Origin of the sequence: Micromonospora matsumotoense (genome assembly GCF_050951065.1) — a bacterium.
Taxonomy (GTDB): domain Bacteria; phylum Actinomycetota; class Actinomycetes; order Mycobacteriales; family Micromonosporaceae; genus Micromonospora; species Micromonospora matsumotoensis.
On sequence record NZ_CP192025.1, the window covers coordinates 3,365,402 to 3,387,511 of the forward strand.

Genomic DNA, 22,110 nt, shown 5'->3' on the forward strand with positions numbered 1-22,110 from the left:
GCCCCGCTCGCTGGTCTGGTCGTACCGTCAGGAGGTGGCCGACCCGGACGGCGTCGCCGCGCCCGGGGCGGCGACGGTGCCGCCGCCGGGCGTGAAGCCGGCCGGGATCGGGCGACCCGGGTAGTACTGCTGCTGGAGCCGGGTCCAGGTGCCGTCGGCGATGACCTCGTCGAGGCCCTTGTTCAGCGCCTCGCGCAGCGCGTCGTTGCCCTTGGCGAAGGCGTACGCGGTGGGGGCCGGGCTCAACTCCTTGGCCGCCACCGTGATCTTGCCGTTGCTGTCGGCGGCCGACTTCTCGCCGATCTCGGCGGGGGCGATCCAGGCGTCGGCCGTGCCGGCCTTGAGCTGGTTGATCGCCCCGTTGTAGTCGGGCACCCGCACCGGATCGAGGCTCTTTCCGGTGGCGTAGTCGTCCTGCACGGTGCCCTGTACGACCACCACCCGCTTGCCGCCGAGCTGGTCGAAGCCGGTGAGTGGGGAGCCGGCCGGCACGTCGAGGCCGAAGTAGCCGAAGTCGTAGCCGTTGCCGAAGTCGACGGTCTTCTTCCGGGCCTCGGTGACGGTGATCGAGGAGCTGCCGATGTCGAACTTGCGGTTGTTGACCTGCGAGAGCAGCGCCGAGAAGTCGGTGCCGACGAACTCGACCTTCAGCCCCACCTTGCCGGCGGCCGCGACGAGCAGGTCGTTGTCGAAGCCGGTGAACGCGCCGTCCTTGAGATAGACGTTCGGTGGTGCGTCGGTGAGCGTGCCGGCGCGCAGCACACCCGGCTGGAGCAGGTCGTACGGATTGTCGGCCGGGTCGGCGGACTCGCCGCCGCAGGCGGTCAGCCCGGTGACGGCGAGCAGGGCGGTGACGCCGAGCGCGGCGGCCCTGGTCAGCGCGGGTCGGGGCCGCCGGGTCGTGGGCAGGGCAGGAAGGAATCGCACGGGTGTCTCCAGGGTTGATCGGGCGACGGCGGGCGCGCGTCGCCGACGGGGTGCCCGCCGGGCACGCCGCTGAGGTGGTACGGGAGGAGGGGGTCGACTACCGGGGGCGACAGGAGTCGCTGTGGACCCGCATCAGGTCGACGTGTCGCCGTCTGACCAGCCGGACGCCGCAGGTCCGCACGCCGGCCCGGGACCCGGGGGCGACGCCGTCGGTGGGCGGGGCGGGTGCGGGGGCAGACATGGGTTCTCCCGGAGTCGGAGTTGACCTGGGGAAACCAGGCCACGCTTGCACCGGTGGTCCACCGGTGCCGGGTCCTCACCCGGAGCACCCCACCGTGGCGGAGGGTTGCCGGCCAGCGAGCCGGGGCTTGACGCTGGCGCTCATGACCTGCCCGAAGGCTAGCAGCCGGGACCGGGCGCTCGTCCACCCGTTATGACAGCCCTCACGTCCGCTCCTTACCGCCGGCTGGGGCGGGTGGGACGCGCGGTGCCGGTGGGCGATCGACGGGGGAGGTCGGCGTCGTAGCGGACCCGGGCCGCCTGCACCTCGGCCAGGTGGGTGGTGGCCCAGGACTCCAGGCCGGAGACCAGGTCGAGCAGGCTGCGGCCCAGGTCGGTGAGGGCGTAGTCGACCCGGGGCGGCACGCTGGCGTGCACCGTCCGGGTGACCAGGCCGTCGCGCTCCAGTCCGCGCAGGGTCTGGGTGAGCATCTTCTGGCTGATCCCGTCGATGTGTTCGGCCAACTCGCCGTAGCGCCGGTCACCGTCGGCGAGGGTCAGCACGACCAGCACGCTCCACCGGTCGCCGATCCGGTCGATGACCTGCCGGCTGCCGCAGTTGCGCTGGAACGGGTCGGGTCGCATCCCGTTACTCTCCATCAGTGCGTCACAAACCTTAAGGTGCCTACTCTCCGATGGGAAGTATTGCGGTTCACCTGGATGTTTGCCAGTACGACTGAAGTAGCCACCCGAAGGAGAGCGCCATGTCTGTCGTCGTCACCGGAGCCACCGGCCACCTGGGCCGCCTGATCGTCGAGTCTCTGCTGCGCCGGGGCGTACCCGCCGGGAAGATCGTGGCGCTGGGGCGGGACACCAGCCGACTCGCCGACCTCGCCGACCGGGGGGTCGAGGTCCGGCCGGCCGACTACGCCGATCCCGACTCGCTGCGGTCCGCGTTCGCCGACGCCGAGCAGCTGATGTTCGTCTCCGGCAGCGAGGTCGGCCAGCGGGTGCCCCAGCACCACCACGTGATCGAGGCCGCCCGCGAGGCCGGCGTCGGGCTGGTCGTCTACACCAGCATCGCCCACGCCGACACCTCCGACCTGCTGCTCGCCGCCGAGCACCGGGCCACCGAGGAGGAGCTGCGCGCTTCGGGCCTGCCGTACGTGCTGCTGCGCAACAGCTGGTACCTGGAGAACTACACCGGCCAACTCGCCGGCTACCTGGCCCACGGGGTCGCCGGATCGGCCGGTGACGGCCGGGTCAGCGCCGCGACCCGGGCCGACTACGCCGAGGCCGCCGCCGAGGTGCTCACCACCGAGGGACACGCCGGTCGGGCCTACGAGCTGGGCGGCGAGGCGTTCACCATGGCCGAGTTGGCCGCCGAGGTGTCCCGGCAGAGTGGACAGGACGTCCGCTACACCGACCTGCCGGTGCCGGCGTACACCGACCTGCTCGTCTCGGCCGGGCTGCCCGAGCCGTACGCCGCCACCCTGGCCGACGCCGACCGGGGCATCGCCCAGGGCGCGCTGTACGTGCCCGTGGAGGACCTGGAGAAGCTGCTCGGTCGCCGCCCCACCAGCCTCGCCGAGGCGATCCGCGCCGCCCGCTGACCCGACCCGCCCGCCTCCCGGCTCCGACCGGCCCGCCCCGGCGACACCCGGGGCGGGCCGCGCGGGATAACCGGTGGAGCATCGCCGCCACCCACCCGACAATGCTCGACATGGATCATCAGACGCTGGTGCGGGTCAGCAAGCGGATCTCGCTCGCCCTGCGCCACCAGCCCGCCCGGTTCGGCCTCACCCCCGACCCGGGCGGCTGGGTGTCCGTGGTCGACCTGCTGGCAGCCCTGCGGATCGACCGGGCCGACCTCGACGTCGTGGTCACCGGCAACGACAAACAGCGCTTCGCGGTGACCCGGGACGCCGACGGGGTCGAGCGGATCAGGGCCAACCAGGGCCACTCGTACCCGGTCGACCTGGGGTTGGTCGCCGAAGCGCCGCCGCCCCGGCTCTTCCACGGCACCGGGGCCGCCGCGCTCGACTCGATCCGGGCCACCGGGCTGCACCGGGGCGGCCGGCACCACGTGCACCTGTCGCCGGATATGGCGACCGCCCGGCGGGTCGGGGCCCGCCGGGGTGGCGCGGTGGTGGTGCTGATCGTCGACGCGGCGGCGATGGCCCGCGACGGGCACGCCTTCTATCGCAGCGCCAACGGCGTGTGGCTCACCGACGCGGTGCCACCGGCCTATCTGACCTGATCCACCCGGTGTCGGCGGTCGCGGCGCCGGGCGGTGGGCGCCGGCGGCGGGTATGGTGCGGTTGTCGTGCCACTCGGGGCGGCCCTGCGAGCGGATGGAGTGCCGACCCACCGCCGAGGTCGAGGGCGACACCGTTGACGCCATCCCGCGTCCCCCGCCCGGCAGCCGGAGGGACGCCCGCCGGGAAGGAGCCGCGCGATGGCAGCACTTCCGCTGAAGCCGCACGACGCGCTGGCCGAACTCGGCCGGGTCCGGCTCGACGAGGTCGGCGTGGACGAGGTGTTGCAGCTGATCGCCGACCTGGCCCAACACAGCCTGCGGGGGGTGTCCGAGGTGTCGGTGACCCTGCTGCGCGGCGGCGTTCCGCAGAGCGTCGCCGTCACCGGCGACGTCGCGCTGCTGCTCGACGAGTGGCAGTACCGGCAGGGTCACGGGCCGTGCCTGGACGCCGCCATCACCGGCGACACCCTCGTCGTGCCCGACACCGCCACCGAGGAACGCTGGCCGGCTTGGGCCGCCCGGGCCGTCGACGCGGGTGTCGGCAGCACGCTCGCCAGCGGCCTGCCGATCCAGGAGGCGGTGGTCGGCGCGCTCAACCTCTACGGGACCACCCCGCGCGCCTTCGACGCCGAAACGGTCGAGCTGGCCCAGACCTTCGCCGCGTACGCCGCAGTGGCCCTGGCCAACGCCCATCTCTACGCCGGCACCGCCGCACTGGCCGAGCAGATGCGGGCGGCGATGGAGAACCGGGCCGTGATCGAGCAGGCCAAGGGCATCATCATGGGCCAACGCCGGTGTACGGCCGACGAGGCCTTCGGCATTCTCGCCCGGCTCTCCCAGGACACCCACCGCAGGCTGCGGGACGTCGCCGCCGCCCTCGTCGGCCGGGCCACCGCCGGCAGCCGCTGAACCCCGTGTCTCAGCGGTCGGCGGTGGTGGGTTGACCGGGCACCGGTCGGACGACCTGCTGCACCAGGGCTTCCGCCACGTCCCGCAGCTTGCGGTTGGAGTTCTGGGAGACCCGGGCCAGCATCGCGAAGGCCTCGTCGGCGGTGCACCGGCGTTGGCCCATGATGATGCCCTTGGCCTGCTCGATCACGGCCCGGTTGCGCATCGCCTCCTGCATCTGCCCGGCCAGCGTGGCGGTGCTGTCGTACAGGTGGGCGTTGGCCAGGGCGACCGCGGCGTGTCCGGCGAGCGTCCGGGCCGGCTCGGCCACCTGGCCGAAGGCGTCCGGGCGGGTGGCGTAGAGGTTGAGCGCGCCGACCACCGCCTCCTGGATCGGCAGGCCGATCGACATCGACGAACGCACCCCCACGGCGTGGGCCCGGGTTGCCCACTCCGGCCAGCGCCGCTCCTCGGGCATGTCCGTCACGATCAGCATGGTGCCGGTGGTGGCCGCGTCCAGGCACGGGCCGCGACCCTGTTCGTACTGCCACTGGTCGAGTTGGCGCGCGAGGTCACCGGTGTGGGCCGCAGTGCTCGCCTCGGTGCCGTGCACCAGGGTCACCGAGACCTCTGCCGCGCCCGGGATGCTGTCCCGGGCGACCTCGGTGATCCGGCTCAGGACCGCGTCGAGGTCCATCTCGTCGTGACGGATGGAACCCAACCGGAGGACAGCCTCGGTGAGGTCGAGCGGTGACTGCGGCATGGCGTCTGTCGTCCTTGCGAACCGGCGCGTACCCACCGACGGAGCCGGCGGCGCGTGACGATCGGTCCGTGCCGTTGAGCCGCAGGTGAAGCTCCGTCGGGACGGACCGGGGACCGCGCCGCTGCTTGACGCTCGCTCGCGACATCTCGTGGGACGCCGAATGCGACCATCACTGTAGCGGGTCGGTCGGCGACGACATGCGACAGACACCATCACCCCGTCGGTTTCCGGGTGGTGTCCGGGCCGAACACCGGGGGATGATGGCGTCCGACGACGACAGGGGAGCGGACGGATGACGGTGGAGATATCGCGCGGTGGCCGAGTGCTGTTCATCGGCGACAGCATCACCGACGCCGGACGGGACCGCGCCGACGAGGCCGACCTGGGGGCGGGCTGGGCGATGATGGCCGCCGCCTGGTTCACCGCGCGGCATCCGGGCCACCGGGTGACCTTCCGCAACCGGGGCGTCGGCGGTGACCGGGTACGCGACCTGCGGGCCCGCTGGGCGGACGACTGCCTGGCGCTGGCCCCGCAGGTCGTGTCGGTGCTGATCGGGATCAACGACACCTGGCGGCGCTACAGCAGCGGCGAGGTCACCACGGTGGAGGAGTTCGCCACCGACTACCGGCATCTGCTGGCCACCACCCGGGAGGCGCTGCCCGACGTCCGGCTGGTGCTGATGGAACCGTTCCTCATCCCGGTCGACGACCTCCAGCGACGCTGGCGCGAGGACCTGGACCCGAAGGTCGACGTGGTGCGCAAGCTGGCCGCCGAGTTCGACGCGACGTTGGTCGCGGTGGACACGGTGTTCCACCACCCCGAGGTCGACGACCGGGTGTGGACCGACGACGGGGTGCACCTGACCCCGGCCGGTCACGCGGTGCTGGCCCAGCAGTGGCTGGCGGCGGTCACCCCGGCCACCTGACCCCTGCCGGGCGGGACCCGGGCCCGCCTCCGGGCCCGCTGTCGCGGTCAGCCCACCGGCCGCTCAGCCACGCCGCCAGGGCAGCCGCAGCCGGCGGCGGGACGGCTCGACGCCCAGGTCCAGCTCGGGTTCCGTCCCGCCCCGGCGTCGCCACCGGTTGCCCTGCTGGTCGGTGAAGCACAGCTCGACGGCGGCCGACGCGTACCCGGTCAGGTCGACCGAGCGGTCGACGGTGACGAAGAGTTCACCCTGGTCGCGGCCGTTGAGCCGATCCACCGGGCCGGTCAGCGCACTGACCCCGACGGCGACCTCGTCGGCGGAGTCGGCGGTGCGTACCCGGGGCGTGGCGGTCAGGTCGAAGACCGGCCCGTCGCTGTCGTTGGTGACCCGCACCCGGAGCACCCCGCCCCCCTCGATCCGGGCCGAGGTCGAGACCAGCCGCGCCTGCCGGGCCCGGGCCGCCCGGTCCTCGCGCCGCCGGGACCGGATCTCCCGGCGCAGGCTGAGCACGCCGAAGAGCAGCGTGCCCACCGTGCCGAGCCCACCGAACCAGTCCGGCACCGATCCCCAGTCGATGTGCCCGTGCCCGGGCAGCCACGCCAACAGCTCCACAGTCGACATGACCGGCACGGTAGCGCCGGCCCGCCAACGTTCCGGGGGTGGCCAGCTGCGCACGGCGTACCGTCCACTGCTCGGCCGGTACCTCCCGCCGTCCCGTCCACAAGACCCGCACGTTCGGGCCGGGTGGTCCACACGCAGTGATACCGCCGCTGCGGACGGGTAGGGTTGGGGTAAGGATCACTGCAACGGACTGTCCTCGCCGTACGAGTCCCACGTGCCGTGACCCCTGTCGTCCCGCCCCTCCGGGAGGTCAGATGAGTTTCCTCGGTCCTGTCAACAAGACCCGAGTGGCCCGGCCCGCAGCGACGCGGTCGCCCGGCCTCCCGTCCATGCTCCGGTCCGGTCGTGCCGTGGCCCCCGGCCCCGGCCCCGGTCGACGATGACCGGCTCGGCGCAGGACGCCGGTTTCTCCATCACCCCGCCCCGCCCCGGCCGGCTACCGCTGCGGGGGCGGGACGCACTGGTCGAGACGATCCTGCGGGCCGCCGAGCCACCGGCCGGGACGACCCGCGCCCCCGAGGAGTCGGCCCAGATCCTCTGGGGACTGGGCGGCTGCGGCAAGAGCGCCACCGCCCTGGAGGTGGCCCGCCGGCTGGAGGCACGCGGTCGCCGGGTCTGGTGGATCTCGGCGAAGGACTCGGCCCGGGTCAGCGCCGGCATGCGTGAGGTCGCCGGCCAACTCCAGGCCCCGGAGAGCCAGCTCGACCTGGCCTGGGCGGGCAAGACCCGCAGCCCGGTGGAGCTGGTCTGGGCGCTGCTCAACGAGTCGGACCGACCCTGGCTGCTGATCTTCGACAACGCCGACGAGCCGTCCCTGCTGGCTCCGCTCGACGGTCGGGTCGCCGAGGGCACCGGTTGGTTCCGGCAGCCGCGTACCCGCAACGGGCTCGTCCTGGTGACCACCCGGGACGGCCGGCAGGAGACCTGGGGCGACTGGTCCACCATGCACCCGGTCAAGGAGTTGTCCCCGCCGGACGCCGCCCAGGTGCTGATCGACCTGGCCGGCGACGCGCCCGGCACCCCGGCCCAGGCGACCGGCCTGGCCACCCGGTTGAAGGGGCATCCGTTGGCCCTGCGCGGAGCGGGCACCTACCTCGCCGAGGCCAACCGCATCCCGGTGGGCGGTGCCGGGGTCTCCATCCGCACCTACGACGGCTACCGGGAGGCCCTGGACCGCCGCTCGGCGGCCGGCACCACCCGCACCGTGTCGCAGGCGTTCGACCGGGCGGTGCGGCCGGTCGTGCAGTCCTGGGAGATGTCGCTGGACCTGCTCGCCGGGCGGGAACTGGCCCAGGCCCGCCCGGTGCTGCGGCTGCTGGCGTCGCTGGGGGACGCGCCCATCCCGTACCAGATCCTGCTGGACCCGGCCCGGCTGTCGGCGTCCCGGCTGATCGGCGAGATCGGCGAGGACCGGCTGCGCGAGGTGCTCCGGTCGCTGGCCGACTTCGCCCTGGTCGACCTCGGCGTGATCGAGTCGCTGCCGGTGCGGTCACCGGTCGCCCACGTGGTGACCCTGCACCCGCTGGTGCGTGAGCTGGTGCACGACCATCCCGACGTGATCGCCGACCGGGCCGCCTACCACGAGCTGGTGCTCACCCTGCTGGACGTGCTGCGGCTGCGGGACCCGGACCGGCCCCGGGAGGAGGAGTTCGACCCCGACGAGCCCGACAAGTGGGCCAGCTGGCACGTGCTGGCCCCGCCGACGACCGGGGCGGTGCTGGCGTTCTTCGAGGCGGGGGAGTTGCCGCGCACCGAGCCGGAACTGCTCACCACCGCGCTGGACCTGGCCCGGTTGATCGCCCGCTACCTGCTGGCCGTCAGCCTGCCCGGTCAGGCCGAGATCTTCCTGGAGCGGTGCCTGGCCGCCTGCCGCCGGATCGGCCTGGACATGCGCGAGCGGGCGGTGCTGAGCCTGCGGCACGAGCGGTCCCGTGCGGCGTTGGAGCAGGGGCAGCTGACCTGGGCCGAGAAGGAGCTCCGGGAGATCATCCCGGCCCGCGAGGCGCTGCTCGGCCGGGAGCACCGCAACACCCTGGCCAGTCGGCACAAGCTCGCCCGGACCATCCTCGAACAGGGCCGGTGGGCCGACGCCGAGCAGGAGTTGCGGGACATCGTCCGGGCGGAGTTCCGGGTCCGCGGGCCGGAGGACCGGGACACCATGACCGCCCGGCACAGCCTGGCCGACGCGGTGGTCGCCCAGGGCCGGTACGCCGAGGCCCGCGCCGAGCTGACCGAGATCCTGGAGATCCGGCTGCGGCACTGGGCCCCCGACCACCTCCAGACGCTGACCGTCCGGCACACCCTGGACCGCTGCCGGTTGCTGGAGGGGCAGGCCGCCGAGGCCCTCGCCGACCTGCGGGCGATCCTCGCCACCGACACCGCCAAGCGGGAGGTTCAGCACCTCGGGATGATCAATGCCCGGCACACCCTGGCCGAGGCGCTGATCGCCACCGGCGAACGGGTCGAGGCCGAGAAGGTCCTCGCCGCGGTCGTCGCCGACCGGCGGCGCATCCTCGGCGACGACCACCCCGAGACGGTACGGGCGGAGGCGGGCCTGCGACAGCTACAGGGCGGATGAGCACGGCCGTGCCGCAGCCGGCCCGACGAGGGAGTGACGTGAGCCAACACCTGCGCCGCAGCGACCGACTGACCCCCGGGTCGCTGCGGGAACTCGCCACCGGGGAGATCGACCTCATCTGGCACCGGGAGTACTACCCGCCGGCCGAGTGCGACGCCGCGCTGCCCCGGGTGGTGGCCGCCGTCGACGCGGCGAACTTCTCCCTCACCAAGGAGTTCACCAGCGTCGGGACGTCGATGGGGCAGGTCGCCAACGGCGGTGAGGTGGTCCGCCGCTACCTCGACGACGCCCCGGCCACGACCCGGCTGATCCGGCACGAGGTGTTCGCCGGCCGGCAGTCGCCCACCGACCTGATCCGGCTCGACCTCGACGAGATGTGGCCGGCCGGCGCGACGGTCGGCCGGCACGAGGGGCGGATGATGCTGCCCGGGGTGCTGCGCCGGATGACCCCCGGTGGCCGGGGCCGCCCACACATCGACCGCCGGCAGATCCCGCTGCTGGACACCTACCGGCTGCGGCGGCGGCTCGGGGTGAACATCTACCTGGAGGTCCCGACGTCCGGCGCCGGCGGGGAGATCGACTTCTGGGGGCACCTGGGCGAGGAGGAGTTCGTCGCGCTCAAGACCGACCCGTTCGACTACGGCCTCGAACCGGAGCGGGTCGGGCCGCCGCACGACACGGTGCTGCCCGGCAAGGGTGACCTGGTGATGTTCGAGGCGGGGCGGATGCACGGGGTGCGGGAGGTGCGCGAGGGCTGCCGGACCTCCGCCGCCTGCTTCGTCGGCGTACGCGACCGGGCCGACCCGCTGCTGCTGTTCGCCTGACGGACCGCCCGGGCGTTGCCACGGCCCGGGGTGATCCTCTACGGTCGGTCCAGCGGTTGGCGGTGCGGTCCTACCCAACCACCACCGCCGAGCGGCCCCGTGGCGGGCCGGGGCCGGTGGGGCCCCGGGACGCCCCGCCGGTGGCCCGACGGCGGTCCCGTGTGTCCTCCTACCCCTCGCCGGTCTGCGCCCTTTGCCGCGTTCCGGCCGGTACGGTGGGAAACACGCCGAGCCGCCCGGGAGATCCCGTGTTCCTCACGCCCCACGAGCAGGACCGCCTGCTCGTCCACGTCGCTGCGGACGTCGCCCGGCGACGACGCGAGCGCGGACTGCGCCTCAACTACCCCGAAGCCGTCGCCCTGATCACCGCCTTCCTGCTGGAGGGCGCCCGGGACGGCCGGACGGTCACCGACCTGATGGCCGCCGGCCGGACCGTGCTCAGCCGCGACGACGTGCTCGACGGAATCCCCGAGATGCTGGGGGAGGTGCAGGTGGAGGCGACGTTCCCGGACGGCACCAAGCTGGTGACGGTGCACCACCCGATCCCGTGATCCCCGGGGAGATCCTGCCCGGCGACGGCCCGGTCGAGATCAACGCGGGCCGCCCGGTGACCACCCTGCTGGTGGTCAACACCGCCGACCGGCCGATCCAGGTCGGCTCGCACTACCACTTCGCCGAGACCAACCCGGGGCTGCGCTTCGACCGCGACGCCGCGTACGGGCAGCGCCTCGCCGTACCGGCGGGGACGTCGGTGCGGTTCGAGCCGGGGGTCAGCCGCACCGTCGACCTGGTGCCGCTGGGCGGCGCCCGGATCGTGCCCGGGTTGCGCGGCGAGGTCGCCGGCCCGCTCGACCGGGAGCCGAGCCCACCCGCCGGGCAGCCCGGCCCGCGTGACAGGGAGGTCGGCCGGTGAGCACCGTGGACCGGCGGCGCTACGCCGACCTGTACGGCCCGACCGCCGGCGACCGGATCCGGTTGGCCGACACCGACCTGCTGATCGAGGTGGAGGTCGACCACTGCGTCGGCGGGGACGAGGCGGTCTTCGGCGGCGGCAAGGTGATCCGCGAGTCGATGGGCCAGTCCCGGGCCACCCGGGCCGAGGGCGCCCTGGACACGGTGATCACCGGCGCGGTGGTGCTGGACCACTGGGGGGTGGTGAAGGCCGACGTCGGGCTGCGCGACGGCCGGATCGTGGCGCTGGGCCGGGCAGGCAACCCGGACACCATGCCCGGCGTCCACCCCGACCTGGTGATCGGTCCGTCGACCGAGGTGATCGCGGGCAACGGGCGGATCCTCACCGCCGGGGCGGTGGACACCCACGTGCACCTCATCTGCCCGCAGATCGTCACCGAGGCGCTCACCTCGGGGATCACCACCCTGGTCGGCGGGGGCACCGGCCCGGCCGAAGGCACCCGGGCCACCACGGTCACCCCGAACGCCTGGCACCTGGCCCGGATGCACGAGGCACTGGACGCCTTCCCGGTGAACGTGCTGCTGCTGGGCAAGGGCAACACGGTCTCCACCGAGGCGCTGTGGGAGCAGTTGCGGGCCGGCGCGGGCGGGTTCAAGCTGCACGAGGACTGGGGGACCACCCCGGCGGCGATCGACGCCTGCCTGCGGGTGGCCGACGCGTCCGGGGTGCAGGTCTCCATCCACACCGACACCCTCAACGAGGCCGGCTTCGTGGCCGACACGCTGCGGGCGATCGCCGGTCGGGCGATCCACTCGTACCACACCGAGGGGGCGGGGGGCGGGCACGCGCCGGACATCATCACGGTGGCCGGGGAGCCGAACGTGCTGCCGTCGTCGACGAACCCGACCCGCCCGTACACCCGCAACACCCTCGCCGAGCACCTTGACATGCTGATGGTCTGCCACCACCTCAACCCGTCGGTGCCGGAGGACCTGGCCTTTGCGGAGAGCCGGATCCGGCCGTCCACGATGGCCGCCGAGGACCTGCTGCACGACCTCGGCGCGATCTCCATCATCGGCTCCGACTCGCAGGCCATGGGGCGGGTCGGCGAGGTGATCACCCGGACCTGGCAGAGCGCCCACGTGATGAAGCGGCGGGTGGGCGCGCTGCCCGGCGACGGCCCGGCCGACAACCACCGGGCCCGCCGCTACGTGGCGAAGTACACCATCTGCGCGGCGATGGCCAACGGGCTGGAGCGGGAGATCGGCTCGGTGGAGCCCGGCAAGCTCGCCGACCTGGTGCTCTGGGAGCCGGCGTTCTTCGGCGTCCGCCCGCACCTGGTGATCAAGGGCGGGATGATCGCGTACGCGCAGATGGGTGACGCGAACGCGTCCATCCCCACCCCGCAGCCGATGCTGCCGAGGCCGATGTTCGGCGCGTACGGCGTGGTGCCCGCCGCGACCAGCGTGGCGTTCGTGGCGCCGGCCGCGTTGGAGGCGGGCCTGCGCCTGGACGTGCGTCGTCCGCTGGTCCCGGTGGCCGACGTGCGGTCGCGGGGCAAGGCGGACCTGCCGGAGAACGGGGCGCTGCCGCGCATCGAGGTCGACCCGGACACCTTCACCGTCCGCATCGACGGGGTGGTGGTCGACCCGGAGCCGGTGTCCGAGCTGCCCATGGCCCAGCGGTACCACCTCTTCTGATGACCCCGTCGAGCATGGTGCTGCTGCTGGCCGACGGCAGGTTCCCCGCCGGGGCGCACGCCCACTCCGGCGGCCTGGAGGCCGCGGTGGCGGCCGGCCTGGTCACCGACCCGGCCACCCTGGGCGAGTTCCTGCGCGGCCGGTTGGCCACCGGCGGGCTGGTCGCCGCCGCGTTCGCGGTGGCGGCGCACCGGGCCGCCGGGGCGGTCGACCGCCGGTCCACGTTGGCCCGGCTGGACACCGAACTGGACGCCCGGACCGCCGCACCGGCGCTGCGGGCGGTGTCCCGCCGGCAGGGCCGGGCCCTGCTGCGGGCCGGCCGGGAACTCTGGCCGACCGGCGGGTTCGAGGCCCTGCCCGCCGGCCCGCCCGGCCCGCACCAGCCGCTGGTGCTCGGCCTGGTCGCCGCCGCCGCCGACCTGGACCCGGTGGCGGTGGCCACCATCGCCGCGTACGGGTCGATGACCGGCCCGGCCAGCGCGGCGGTCCGGCTGCTCGGGCTCGACCCGTACCGGGTGCACGCGGTGCTGGTGGCGCTGGCCGCCGACTGCGACGCCACGGCGGCCCGTGCGGTCGCCACCGCCGCCGACCCACCCGAGCGGCTGCCGGCCCCGGCCGCCCCGCTCACCGACATCCACGCCGAAGTCCACACCACCTGGGAGGTGCGTCTCTTTGCGTCCTGAATCCGTGTCGCCGACCCCGCACGAGCCGGTCCCGCACGACGAGACCGTGCCACACACCCACCCCGAGCCGGGGGTCGACCCGCACGCCCCGCTGCCGTCCACCGTCCGCCCGCTGCGCGTGGGCATCGGCGGGCCGGTCGGATCGGGCAAGACCGCCCTGGTCGCGGCGCTGTGCCGGGCCTTCGCCGACGAGCTGCGCCTGGGCGTGGTGACCAACGACATCTACACCACCGAGGACGCCGACTTCCTGCGCCGGGCCGGGGTGCTCGACCCGGCGCGGATCCGGGCGGTGGAGACCGGCTGCTGCCCGCACACCGCGATCCGCGACGACATCGGCGCGAACCTGGACGCCATCGACGAGCTGGTCGACGGGGTCGGGCCGCTGGACCTGGTGCTGGTGGAGAGCGGCGGGGACAACCTCACCGCCACGTTCAGCCGAGGGCTGGTCGACCGGCAGATCTTCGTGGTCGACGTCGCCGGTGGGGACAAGGTCCCCCGCAAGGGCGGCCCCGGGGTGACCGCCGCCGACCTGCTGGTCATCAACAAGACCGACCTGGCGCCGATGGTGCGCGCCGACCTGTCGGTGATGGACCGCGACGCCCGCGCCCGGCGGGGTGACCTGCCGACGGTGTTCCTGTCCATCGTGGTCGACCCGTTGGCGTCCGCGGTGGCCGACTGGGTCCGCCACGAGCTGGCGCACCACCGTGGCCGGCTGGCCGTCGGCTGATGCGCGCGGTCGCCCGGTTGGTGGCGGTGGCCGACGGCAGGGGCGGCACCGTGCTGCGCGAGCTGCGCGGGGAGTCGCCGCTGCTGCTGCGGCAGGCCGCCGCCGAGGACGGCGTCGCCACGGTGTACGTCGTCGGCGGTGCGGCCGGCCCGTTGGCCGGTGACGACCTGCGGTTGACGGTCGAGGTGGGGCCGGGGGCGGCGGTGCGGGTGCGTACCATCGCCGCCTCGGTGGCCCTGCCCGGCCGGCCGGGGGCGGTCTCCCGGATGCGGGTGGAGGCGGTGGTGGGCGCCGCCGGCACCCTGCACTGGCTGCCGGAGCAGTTGGTGGCGGCGGCCGGCTGCGACCACGTCGCCGAGTCCCGGGTGGAGTTGGCCGAGGAGGCCCGGCTGACCTGGCGTGAGGAACTCGTCTGCGGCCGGTACGGCGAGTCCGCCGGCAACGCCGTGCTGGCCACCTCGGTCGACTACGCCGGTCGGCCGCTGCTGCGGCAGTCCCTGGCGGTCGGCCCGGCGGCACCGGGCTGGGCCGGGCCGGCGGTGCTCGGCGGGGCGACGGCGACCGGCTCGCTGCTGGTGGTCGACCCGGACCGCCGGCCCGGACCGGCCGAGGTGGACGCCGTCGGCGGGGCAGCCCGGGGCCGGGTCCTCCAGACCCCTGGGGGCGCGCTGGCCGCCTGGCTGCCGCTGACCGGTGGCCCGGCCGATCTGCTCACCGCCACCGCCGCCGATGCGCACACCCTGCGTGTCCTGCTCAGTGCCCCCGCCGGGGGCGGTGTCGGCCCGGTGGGGGCGCGGCGGCCGGCCCGTTGCCCGTCACCACCGTGACGGCCCCTCGCCCGGGGGCCGCCGCGGGCACCGCGCGGGTGGATGCCGTCGGCCGCCGCTGAGCTGCGGGTCGCCCGGTCAGCCGGCCCGGACCGGGCGGCGGCGCGGATCGAGCCGGGCGACCAGGCCGACGAGCTGACCGGTCAGCGCCGCGTCGTCGATGATGCCGGTCAGCTCGGCCCGGACCAGGGCGTCGACGCGTTCGTGTTCGCGGCGGCCCCGGGGGGTGAGGTAGGCCCGGATGCGTCGCCGGTCGAACGGGTCGATCCGACGGTGCACCAGGTTCTGGTCGACGAGCTGGTCGACGATCTTCGTGAGGGTGCCCGGCGGCAGCGACTCCTCGGTGGAGACCTCGCTCATCGGATGGCCCTGCCCGTCGGCGAGGCGGCACAGCACCCGCCACGCCTCGACGGTGAGCCCCTCGGTGGCGAGCACCGCACCGACCCGCCGGGCGAGCAGTCGTTCGGCGCGGGTGAGCGCGCGCATCAGGTCGACGGGCGTTGCGGGATCGTCGGCCATGTCTCTCCCCGTTCGGTGGGTTGCCATGTTACCGAAGCGTCCCGGTTTTCGGTCGGGTCTGGTGGCCCGCCAGGGTTGCCGGCAATCATGTCAGCATGTCCGTGCCGGTGCCGGGTCCCCACGGTGTGCCGGAGCCGTTCCCCCGGTCGGGCGGCACGACCGGCGCAGCGCCCTGGCTGACCGTCGACCGGTCGGTGGTCAGTGTCGCGCTGGTCTTTCCGATGCGGGGCCCCGCCGGCATGTTCGGTCCCACCTGTGAGCTGTGCGCCCAGTTGGCGGTGGAGGAGGTCAACCGGGCCGGCGGGGTGCTCGGCCGGGAGTTGCGGCTGGTGCCGGTCGACGGCGGGGCGCCACCGGCGCAGGTCGCTGCCGAGGTGGAGGCACTGGTGTCGACCGGTGCGGTGCAGGGGGTCACCGGCTGGCACATCTCCTCCGTCCGGCAGGCGGTGGCACCCCGGATCGCGCACCGGGTGCCGTACGTCTACACCGCCCTGTACGAGGGCGGGGAGCGTACCGAGGGGGTCTTTCTGACCAGCGAGACACCCGATGCGCAGCTCTGGCCGGCGATGCGGCTGCTCGCCCGGGAGCAGGGCGTACGCCGCTGGTACGTGGTGGGCAACGACTACGTCTGGCCGCGCCGGACCGCGCGGGCCGCCCAGCGGTACGCCCGGGACAGCGGTGCGCGGGTGTGCGGGCGGGCGTTCCTGCCGTTGGGTACCGAGGACTTCGGGCCGGTGCTGCGGGAGGTCGAACGGGCCGAGGCCGACGCGGTGCTGATGCTGCTCGTCGGGGCCGACGCGGTCCGGTTCAACCGGGCCTTCGGTCGGTCCGCACTGGACCAGCGGTGCCTGCGGTTGAGCACCCTGATGGACGAGAACATGCTGCTGGCCAGTGGGATCGGCGGCACCCGCCGACTGTTCAGCACGGCGGGTTTCTTCGCCGGCCTGGTCACCCGGGAGAACCTGGATTTCCACGGGGCGTTCGCCCGCCGCTTCGGGGCGGATGCGCCGCCGCTGGGCAGCCTGGGGGAGTCCTGCTACGAGGGCGTGATGCTGCTCGCCGCCCTGATCGCCCGGGCCCGCACCCTGGACGTCCGGGCGATCGGCGCGGCGGCCGACGCGGTCACCTACCACGGCCCCCGCGGCGAGCTGCACCTGCGCCACCGCCACGTCCGCCAACGCATCTACCTCGCCGAAGCCGACGGCCTCGACTTCACCGTCCTCTCCCAACTCTGACCCCCGCCCCCCGCCCCCGCCCCCGCCCGTCCCGCCCCGGTGATCAAGAGGTTTTGGTCATCCGGCGGCGCTCTGGTGACGTGAACCTCTTGATCACCGTCGAGATCGGAGGGTGGGGGAGTTGGGAGGCGGGTGGGGCGGGGGTGGGATGGGGTGGGTGGTTGACAGGGGGGTGGGTGGGGGTTCTAGGATGCTTCCTGCGTGAAGTATCCGCCATTCCTGCCATTGTTGAGGGCGCGTCCAGGCGGTTGACTGTTTGCCTGCGCAGCGCGGGTGGCAGGCGTGTGCCGTGCATTTATTCCGGGTCATCGTCCATTGTGGCGGTGGCCTTTTTGCATGCGTCGAGATCGGTTCGGGAAACAGCCAATTAAGGGCTGGGAAACGTGGTGGCAATCAACTGGGCAGAAGCTGTGGCTGCCCGAAAGTCCACTGCGGACCCCGTGGTGACGCCCCCACCCGTCACCCGGTGACACCGCCGACGAACATCGTGACCGCACCGCTTGCCAATCATTCGCAGCAATACCTGTCGACCAGTGCTGGTCGGCACGGAAAATCGTCCGGCGAACATCGCTCCGCAGGGAGAATGAATGTCACAGTTCCGGGGCCGCCGCATCCTGGCGGGCGCCATGACCCTGATTGCCGCCGCCGCACTGGCCGGTTGTGGCAGCAAGACCTCCGACGAGAAGTCGACCGCCGGTGTCAGTGCCGACGTCTCCGGTGACACCGTCAAGGTCGGACTGCTCAACTCGCTCTCCGGCACCATGGCCATCAGCGAGGTCACCGTGCGGGACTCCATCATGCTGGCCGTCGAGGAGATCAACGCCGACGGTGGCGTGCTGGGCAAGAAGATCGTGCCGGTCGGTGAGGACGGCGGCTCGGACTGGCCCACCTTCGCCGAGAAGGCCGAGAAGCTGATCTCCCAGGACCGGGTCGCCGCGGTCTTCGGCTGCTGGACGTCGGCCAGCCGCAAGGCGGTCAAGCCGGTCTTCGAGAAGAACAAGGCGCTGCTGTTCTATCCGGTGCAGTACGAGGGGCTGGAGCAGTCGCCGTACATCTTCTACACCGGGGCCACCACCAACCAGCAGATCGTGCCGGGCCTGGACTACCTCAAGGCGCAGGGCAAGAAGTCGGTCTACCTGGTGGGCAGCGACTACGTCTTCCCGCGTACCGCCAACAAGATCATCAAGGCGTACGCGGCGGCGAACGGGATGACCGTGCTCGGCGAGGACTACGCCCCGCTCGGTTCCACCGAGTTCGGCACCATCGTCAACAAGGTCCGCTCGTCGAAGGCCGACGCGGTGTTCAACACCCTCAACGGCGACAGCAACGTGGCGTTCTTCAAGGAGTACACCTCCGCCGGGCTCACCGCCGCGAGCATGCCCGTGGTGTCGGTGTCGATCGCCGAGGAGGAGGTCAAGGGGATCGGCACCCAGTACCTCACCGACCAGCTGACCGCCTGGAACTACTACCAGACCACCCCCGGCGCGGCGAACCAGAAGTTCGTCGCCGCCTACAAGGCCAAGTACGGCGCGGACAAGCCGACCAGCGACCCGATGGAGGCCGCCTACGTCGCGGTGCACCTGTGGAAGGCGATGGTGGAGAAGGCCGGCAGCTTCGAGGTGGAGAAGGTCCGGACCGCCTCCGGCGGCATCACCTACGACGCCCCGGAGGGCCTGGTCACGGTGGACGGCCCCACCCAGCACATCGCCAAGACCGCCCGGATCGGCAAGGTCGGTGGCGACGGGCTGATCACCGAGGTGTGGAACTCCGGCAAGCCGATCACGCCCGACCCGTACCTGAAGAGCTACCCCTGGGCGAGCGGCCTGAGCTGACCGATCCCGGCCCGGGCGGGAGGCACCCCCGCCCGGGCCGACCCACCCCTTCGGAGCGCGAACGTGACAGTCCTCTTCGGTCAGCTCTTCACCGGCATCAGCATCGGCGCGGTGCTGCTGCTCATCGCCCTCGGCCTGGCGCTGACCTTCGGCCAGATGAACGTGATCAACATGGCGCACGGCGAGTTCATCATGGCCGGCGCCTACACCACCTATGTCCTCCAGCAGACCGTGACCGCCGCCGGCTGGTCGCTGCTGGTGGCGCTGCCGGTCGCCTTCGCGGTGGCCGGCACCATGGGCGTGCTGCTGGAGGTGCTGCTGATCCGCCGCCTCTACGCCCGTCCGTTGGACACCCTGCTGGTCACCTGGGGCGTCTCGCTGATGCTCCAGCAACTGGCCCGGGACGTCTTCGGCAGCCCCAACGTGCAGACCCGCGCCCCGGCGCTGTTGACCGGCAACGTGTCCCTGCCCGGCGGCCTCACCGTCGCCAACAACCGGCTGTTCATCCTGGCCCTCGCGCTGGCCGCCGTGCTGGCGCTGACGCTGGCCCTGCGGCTCACCCCGCTCGGGCGGCGGATCCGCGCCGTGGTGCAGAACCGCGACCTCGCCGCCGTCTCCGGCATCCCCACCGCCCGGGTCGACCGGACCACCTTCTTCATCGGCTCCGGGCTGGCCGGCGTCGCCGGGGTGGCGCTGACCCTGCTCGGTCCGATCGGCCCCACGATGGGCACCAACCTCATCATCGACGCCTTCCTGGTCGTCGTGGTCGGCGGCATCGGCCAGCTCAAGGGCAGCGTGATCGTCGCCTTCGCGCTGGGCGTGCTCCAGGCCACCGGCGAGTACCTCACCACGCTCAGCGTCGCCAAGGTGATCGTCTTCGTGGCGATCGTGGCGTTCCTCCAGTGGCGGCCCCAGGGGCTGTTCACCCTGCGTACCAGGAGCCTCGCATGACCGCCGCGCCGCTGGTCCGCACCGATCCCGCCGCCGTGACCGGGACCCCGCCGGGTGGTCGGCGCGGTCGCCGGTTCGACGGCCCGGCCCGGACCGCCGTCGGGTTCGCCCTCGGTGCGGCGCTGCTGTTCGCCGTCGCCCCGCTGGCGCTGTCGGACTTCCGGCTGTCGCTGCTGGCCAAGTATCTCTGCGTCGCCATGGTCGGCATCGGCATCGGCATCGCCTGGGGCCGGGGCGGCATGCTCACCCTCGGCCAGGGGGTGTTCTTCGGGCTGGGCGGTTACGCGATGGCGATGCATCTCAAGCTCGCCGACGCCGGCCCCGGCCAGTTGCCCGACTTCATGCAGCTCTACGGCCAGCTCGACGAGTTGCCGCTGTGGTGGCGGCCGTTCGCCAGCCCGTGGATCGCGCTGCCGGCCACCGTGCTGCTGCCGATGGTGGTGGCGTTCGGCCTCGGCTCGCTGGTCTTCCGCCGCCGGGTACGCGGCGCCTACTTCGCGATCCTCAGCCAGGCGCTCGCCGCCGCGATGGTGATCCTGCTGGTCGGTCAGCAGGGCACCACCGGCGGCACCAACGGCCTCACCGACATCCAGGGCTTCTTCGGGTACGACCTGGACGACCCGGTCAACCAGCGGATGGTCTACTTCATCATCGCGGCCAGCCTGCTCGCGTTGCTGGCGCTGGCCCGGCAACTCCTCCGCAGCCGCTACGGCGAATTGCTGGTGGCCGTCCGCGACGGCGAGGAACGGGTCCGCTTCCTCGGCTACGATCCGGCGGGCGTCAAACTCGTCGGCTACGTGATCGCCGCCGGGATGGCCGGCCTGGCCGGGGCGCTCTTCGTCCCGGCGGTGGGGATCATCTCACCGGCGCTGATCGGGATCGTCCCGTCCATCGAGTTCGTCATCGGCGTCGCGGTGGGTGGCCGGGCCACCCTGCTTGGTCCGGTGCTCGGCGCGGTGGCGGTGGCCTGGGCGCGTACCGCCCTGTCGGAACGTTTCCCGGGCACCTGGACGTACCTCCAGGGGCTGCTGTTCGTGCTGGTGGTGGCGTTCCTGCCGGGCGGCCTGGCGTCGCTGTGGGTGCTGGCCCGGCAGCGCCGGTCCGACTCGGCCGGTGCGCGGTGGTGGCGGCGGAGCCGGCCGGTGGAGCCGGCCGAGAACCGGACGGAGGTGTCGGCGGCATGACCGGCCCGCAACTCGACGGCCTGTGCGTACGCGACCTGCGGGTGACCTTCGACGGCTTCACCGCCGTCGACGGGGTCGACCTCGACGTGCCGCCCGGCGACATCCGTTTCCTGATCGGCCCCAACGGGGCGGGCAAGACCACAGTGGTCGACGCCGTGACCGGGCTGGTCCGGGCCACCGGCTCGGCCCGCTTCGGTGACCGGGAACTGCTCGGCCGCGACGTGCACCGCATCGCCCGGCTCGGCATCGGCCGCACCTTCCAGACCGCCTCGGTCTTCGAGGAACTGACGGTGGTGCAGAATCTCGACATCGCCGCCGGCGTCACCCGGAGTTGGTGGACGCTGGCCCGGAGGCGCAACCGGATCCCCGACGAGGTGGTCGCCGCGCTGGAGACGATCGGGTTGTCCGATCGGGGTGACCAACTGGCGGGCACGCTGGCGCACGGGCAGAAGCAGTGGTTGGAGATCGGCATGCTGCTGGTCTCCGACGCCCGGCTGCTGCTGCTCGACGAGCCGGTCGCCGGGATGAGCCACGAGGAACGCGACGCCACCGGCGCCCTGCTGGAGACGGTCAGCCGGGACCGCACCGTGGTGGTCATCGAGCACGACATGGACTTCCTGCGCCGGTTCGCCCGCAGCGTGACCGTGCTGCACGCCGGTCGGGTGCTCAGCGAGGGCACCGTCGCCCAGGTCCAGGCGGACCCCCGGGTGCAGGAGGTCTACCTCGGCGTCGACACCGCAACGGAGGCGTGATGTTGGAGTTGCGCGGCGTGCACGCCGGCTACGGACGCAGCGAGGTGCTGCACGGGGTGGACGTGGCCGTGCCGGCCGACGGGGTGGCCGCCGTGCTCGGCCACAACGGCGCGGGCAAGAGCACCCTGTTGCGGGTCGCCGTCGGCCTGCTGCGCCCCCGCGCCGGCACGATCACCCTGGACGGTGAGGACGTCACCCGGCTCGCCCCGCACCAGCGGGTCGCCCGGGGTCTGGCGTACGTGCCGCAGGGGCAGCAGTGCTTCCCGCACCTGACGGCGGCGGAGAACCTCCAACTGGTGGCCGACGGTCGCCGCGACGGGGCCGCCGCCACCGCCGAGGCGCTGGACCTCTTCCCGGCACTGCGCCCCCTGCTGCGTCGGCGGGCCGGCCTGCTCTCCGGCGGCCAGCGGCAGCAGTTGGCCATCGCCCGTGCGCTGGTCACCCGACCCCGGCTGCTGCTGCTCGACGAACCCACCGAGGGCATCCAACCCTCGGTGGTCGCCGAGATCCAGGACCGGATCGTCGAGTTGGTCGCCCGGGTCGGCATCCGGGTGCTGCTGGTGGAGCAGCACCTCGGCTTCGCGCTGCGGGTGGCGACCCGGCACTACGTGCTGGAGTCCGGCCGGGTCACCGCCACCGGCGACGGCGGCCGGGACGCCGAACGGTCGGTCCGCCAGGCGCTCGCTGTCTGAGCGCACCGGACTGGTGACTTAAGGTGATCGAACCCGTAGCATTGGCGTGCGTAGATGAAATGGAGTGTGGTTCAGTCGCCCGTGACGTAG

At 73.1% G+C, this 22,110-nt stretch carries 23 protein-coding genes and 1 riboswitch; of the genes, 18 read left to right on the plus strand and 5 right to left on the minus strand.

The window, feature by feature from the left end; translation table 11 throughout:
* Positions 1 to 27 precede the first annotated feature (27 nt).
* Together ACQP1S_RS14820 and ACQP1S_RS14825 are read right to left on the minus strand one after the other, a co-directional pair.
* Positions 28 to 927 carry an ABC transporter substrate-binding protein gene (locus ACQP1S_RS14820; RefSeq protein ID WP_432907109.1) on the minus strand — a complete coding sequence of 300 codons (900 nt, stop codon included), beginning with the start codon at positions 925 to 927 and terminating at the stop codon, positions 28 to 30.
* 277 nt (positions 928 to 1,204) lie between these two features.
* Positions 1,205 to 1,316: riboswitch (SAM riboswitch) on the minus strand.
* A 67-nt stretch (positions 1,317 to 1,383) separates the two neighbouring features.
* Positions 1,384 to 1,791 (minus strand): winged helix-turn-helix transcriptional regulator, encoded by a 408-nt coding sequence (locus tag ACQP1S_RS14825; protein ID WP_432907111.1) that lies wholly within the window; start codon positions 1,789 to 1,791, stop codon positions 1,384 to 1,386.
* A 119-nt stretch (positions 1,792 to 1,910) separates the two neighbouring features.
* On the opposite strand from ACQP1S_RS14825, the gene ACQP1S_RS14830 reads away from it, so the two are divergent.
* The 3 genes from ACQP1S_RS14830 to ACQP1S_RS14840 all read left to right on the plus strand — a co-directional run bounded on the left by ACQP1S_RS14830 (position 1,911) and on the right by ACQP1S_RS14840 (position 4,315).
* Positions 1,911 to 2,759: an SDR family oxidoreductase gene (locus tag ACQP1S_RS14830; RefSeq protein ID WP_432907113.1), complete on the plus strand. Its 849-nt coding sequence runs from the start codon at positions 1,911 to 1,913 to the stop codon at positions 2,757 to 2,759.
* A gap of 110 nt (positions 2,760 to 2,869) precedes the next feature.
* Positions 2,870 to 3,406, plus strand: coding sequence for an RNA 2'-phosphotransferase (locus ACQP1S_RS14835; protein ID WP_432907115.1), 537 nt, complete (start codon positions 2,870 to 2,872; stop codon positions 3,404 to 3,406).
* 198 nt (positions 3,407 to 3,604) lie between these two features.
* On the plus strand, positions 3,605 to 4,315 hold the full coding sequence (locus ACQP1S_RS14840) for a GAF and ANTAR domain-containing protein (RefSeq protein WP_432907117.1): 711 nt from the start codon (positions 3,605 to 3,607) through the stop codon (positions 4,313 to 4,315).
* A 10-nt stretch (positions 4,316 to 4,325) separates the two neighbouring features.
* On the opposite strand, the gene ACQP1S_RS14845 is transcribed toward ACQP1S_RS14840, so the two are convergent.
* Positions 4,326 to 5,057 carry a GAF and ANTAR domain-containing protein gene (locus ACQP1S_RS14845; protein ID WP_432907118.1) on the minus strand — a complete coding sequence of 244 codons (732 nt, stop codon included), beginning with the start codon at positions 5,055 to 5,057 and terminating at the stop codon, positions 4,326 to 4,328.
* 292 nt (positions 5,058 to 5,349) lie between these two features.
* Between ACQP1S_RS14845 and ACQP1S_RS14850 the strand changes: the two genes are divergently transcribed.
* The gene (locus ACQP1S_RS14850; protein WP_432907119.1) at positions 5,350 to 5,982 is read left to right on the plus strand and encodes an SGNH/GDSL hydrolase family protein; all 633 of its coding nucleotides are present in this window, start codon (positions 5,350 to 5,352) and stop codon (positions 5,980 to 5,982) included.
* 63 nt (positions 5,983 to 6,045) lie between these two features.
* Here the strand turns inward: ACQP1S_RS14850 and ACQP1S_RS14855 are convergent, their stop codons facing one another.
* Entirely contained in the window at positions 6,046 to 6,603 is a 558-nt protein-coding gene (locus ACQP1S_RS14855) for a hypothetical protein (protein WP_141723008.1), read from the minus strand.
* Positions 6,604 to 6,982: 379 nt separating this feature from the next.
* Here ACQP1S_RS14855 and ACQP1S_RS14860 point away from each other — a divergent pair, with 379 nt between their 5' ends.
* The 8 genes from ACQP1S_RS14860 (at position 6,983) to ACQP1S_RS14895 (ending at position 14,855) form a co-directional block, all read left to right on the plus strand.
* Positions 6,983 to 9,181, plus strand: a complete 2,199-nt coding sequence (locus ACQP1S_RS14860) for a tetratricopeptide repeat protein (protein WP_432907121.1) — start codon at positions 6,983 to 6,985, stop codon at positions 9,179 to 9,181.
* Positions 9,182 to 9,219: 38 nt separating this feature from the next.
* On the plus strand, positions 9,220 to 10,005 hold the full coding sequence (locus ACQP1S_RS14865) for a 2OG-Fe(II) oxygenase (protein WP_432907123.1): 786 nt from the start codon (positions 9,220 to 9,222) through the stop codon (positions 10,003 to 10,005).
* A 248-nt stretch (positions 10,006 to 10,253) separates the two neighbouring features.
* Positions 10,254 to 10,556 carry an urease subunit gamma gene (locus ACQP1S_RS14870; protein ID WP_088646841.1) on the plus strand — a complete coding sequence of 101 codons (303 nt, stop codon included), beginning with the start codon at positions 10,254 to 10,256 and terminating at the stop codon, positions 10,554 to 10,556.
* Positions 10,553 to 10,918 (plus strand): urease subunit beta, encoded by a 366-nt coding sequence (locus tag ACQP1S_RS14875; protein WP_363673205.1) that lies wholly within the window; start codon positions 10,553 to 10,555, stop codon positions 10,916 to 10,918. The genes ACQP1S_RS14870 and ACQP1S_RS14875 overlap by 4 nt, the downstream gene beginning before the upstream one ends.
* On the plus strand, positions 10,915 to 12,618 hold the full coding sequence (locus tag ACQP1S_RS14880; RefSeq protein WP_432907125.1) for an urease subunit alpha: 1,704 nt from the start codon (positions 10,915 to 10,917) through the stop codon (positions 12,616 to 12,618). The genes ACQP1S_RS14875 and ACQP1S_RS14880 overlap by 4 nt, the downstream gene beginning before the upstream one ends.
* A complete protein-coding gene (locus ACQP1S_RS14885; protein WP_432907127.1) occupies positions 12,618 to 13,301 on the plus strand; it encodes an urease accessory protein UreF in 684 nt (227 codons plus the stop codon). Before ACQP1S_RS14880 ends, ACQP1S_RS14885 begins: the two co-directional genes overlap by 1 nt.
* Entirely contained in the window at positions 13,291 to 14,028 is a 738-nt protein-coding gene (ureG, locus tag ACQP1S_RS14890; RefSeq protein WP_342670707.1) for an urease accessory protein UreG, read from the plus strand. Before ACQP1S_RS14885 ends, ureG begins: the two co-directional genes overlap by 11 nt.
* Positions 14,028 to 14,855, plus strand: a complete 828-nt coding sequence (locus ACQP1S_RS14895) for an urease accessory protein UreD (RefSeq protein ID WP_432907130.1) — start codon at positions 14,028 to 14,030, stop codon at positions 14,853 to 14,855. The genes ureG and ACQP1S_RS14895 overlap by 1 nt, the downstream gene beginning before the upstream one ends.
* A gap of 78 nt (positions 14,856 to 14,933) precedes the next feature.
* On the opposite strand, the gene ACQP1S_RS14900 is transcribed toward ACQP1S_RS14895, so the two are convergent.
* Positions 14,934 to 15,374, minus strand: coding sequence for a MarR family winged helix-turn-helix transcriptional regulator (locus ACQP1S_RS14900; protein ID WP_091239800.1), 441 nt, complete (start codon positions 15,372 to 15,374; stop codon positions 14,934 to 14,936).
* A 95-nt stretch (positions 15,375 to 15,469) separates the two neighbouring features.
* On the opposite strand from ACQP1S_RS14900, the gene ACQP1S_RS14905 reads away from it, so the two are divergent.
* The 6 genes from ACQP1S_RS14905 to urtE all read left to right on the plus strand — a co-directional run bounded on the left by ACQP1S_RS14905 (position 15,470) and on the right by urtE (position 22,020).
* Positions 15,470 to 16,609, plus strand: a complete 1,140-nt coding sequence (locus ACQP1S_RS14905) for a substrate-binding domain-containing protein (protein WP_432907132.1) — start codon at positions 15,470 to 15,472, stop codon at positions 16,607 to 16,609.
* Positions 16,610 to 17,196: 587 nt separating this feature from the next.
* Positions 17,197 to 18,441, plus strand: coding sequence for an urea ABC transporter substrate-binding protein (gene urtA, locus ACQP1S_RS14910; RefSeq protein WP_432907134.1), 1,245 nt, complete (start codon positions 17,197 to 17,199; stop codon positions 18,439 to 18,441).
* Between the two features lie 63 nt (positions 18,442 to 18,504).
* On the plus strand, positions 18,505 to 19,392 hold the full coding sequence (gene urtB / locus ACQP1S_RS14915; RefSeq protein ID WP_067303848.1) for an urea ABC transporter permease subunit UrtB: 888 nt from the start codon (positions 18,505 to 18,507) through the stop codon (positions 19,390 to 19,392).
* Positions 19,389 to 20,576, plus strand: a complete 1,188-nt coding sequence (urtC, locus tag ACQP1S_RS14920; protein WP_432907136.1) for an urea ABC transporter permease subunit UrtC — start codon at positions 19,389 to 19,391, stop codon at positions 20,574 to 20,576. Before urtB ends, urtC begins: the two co-directional genes overlap by 4 nt.
* Positions 20,573 to 21,328 carry an urea ABC transporter ATP-binding protein UrtD gene (urtD, locus tag ACQP1S_RS14925; RefSeq protein ID WP_091240888.1) on the plus strand — a complete coding sequence of 252 codons (756 nt, stop codon included), beginning with the start codon at positions 20,573 to 20,575 and terminating at the stop codon, positions 21,326 to 21,328. Before urtC ends, urtD begins: the two co-directional genes overlap by 4 nt.
* Positions 21,328 to 22,020 (plus strand): urea ABC transporter ATP-binding subunit UrtE, encoded by a 693-nt coding sequence (gene urtE, locus ACQP1S_RS14930; protein ID WP_432907139.1) that lies wholly within the window; start codon positions 21,328 to 21,330, stop codon positions 22,018 to 22,020. Before urtD ends, urtE begins: the two co-directional genes overlap by 1 nt.
* The last annotated feature ends 90 nt before the right edge of the window (positions 22,021 to 22,110 follow it).

Bases quoted from the DNA above. Each gene is read 5' to 3' on its own strand.
- ACQP1S_RS14825 (WP_432907111.1), bottom strand. From the start codon at position 1,791: ATGCGACCCGACCCGTTCCAGCGCAACTGCGGCAGCCGGCAGGTCATC.
- ACQP1S_RS14830 (WP_432907113.1), top strand. From the start codon at position 1,911: ATGTCTGTCGTCGTCACCGGAGCCACCGGCCACCTGGGCCGCCTGATC.
- ACQP1S_RS14835 (WP_432907115.1), top strand. From the start codon at position 2,870: ATGGATCATCAGACGCTGGTGCGGGTCAGCAAGCGGATCTCGCTCGCC.
- ACQP1S_RS14840 (WP_432907117.1), top strand. From the start codon at position 3,605: ATGGCAGCACTTCCGCTGAAGCCGCACGACGCGCTGGCCGAACTCGGC.
- ACQP1S_RS14845 (WP_432907118.1), bottom strand. From the start codon at position 5,057: ATGCCGCAGTCACCGCTCGACCTCACCGAGGCTGTCCTCCGGTTGGGT.
- ACQP1S_RS14850 (WP_432907119.1), top strand. From the start codon at position 5,350: ATGACGGTGGAGATATCGCGCGGTGGCCGAGTGCTGTTCATCGGCGAC.
- ACQP1S_RS14855 (WP_141723008.1), bottom strand. From the start codon at position 6,603: ATGTCGACTGTGGAGCTGTTGGCGTGGCTGCCCGGGCACGGGCACATC.
- ACQP1S_RS14860 (WP_432907121.1), top strand. From the start codon at position 6,983: ATGACCGGCTCGGCGCAGGACGCCGGTTTCTCCATCACCCCGCCCCGC.
- ACQP1S_RS14885 (WP_432907127.1), top strand. From the start codon at position 12,618: ATGACCCCGTCGAGCATGGTGCTGCTGCTGGCCGACGGCAGGTTCCCC.
- ACQP1S_RS14895 (WP_432907130.1), top strand. From the start codon at position 14,028: ATGCGCGCGGTCGCCCGGTTGGTGGCGGTGGCCGACGGCAGGGGCGGC.
- ACQP1S_RS14900 (WP_091239800.1), bottom strand. From the start codon at position 15,374: ATGGCCGACGATCCCGCAACGCCCGTCGACCTGATGCGCGCGCTCACC.
- ACQP1S_RS14905 (WP_432907132.1), top strand. From the start codon at position 15,470: ATGTCCGTGCCGGTGCCGGGTCCCCACGGTGTGCCGGAGCCGTTCCCC.
- urtA (WP_432907134.1), top strand. From the start codon at position 17,197: ATGTCACAGTTCCGGGGCCGCCGCATCCTGGCGGGCGCCATGACCCTG.
- urtC (WP_432907136.1), top strand. From the start codon at position 19,389: ATGACCGCCGCGCCGCTGGTCCGCACCGATCCCGCCGCCGTGACCGGG.
- urtD (WP_091240888.1), top strand. From the start codon at position 20,573: ATGACCGGCCCGCAACTCGACGGCCTGTGCGTACGCGACCTGCGGGTG.
- urtE (WP_432907139.1), top strand. From the start codon at position 21,328: ATGTTGGAGTTGCGCGGCGTGCACGCCGGCTACGGACGCAGCGAGGTG.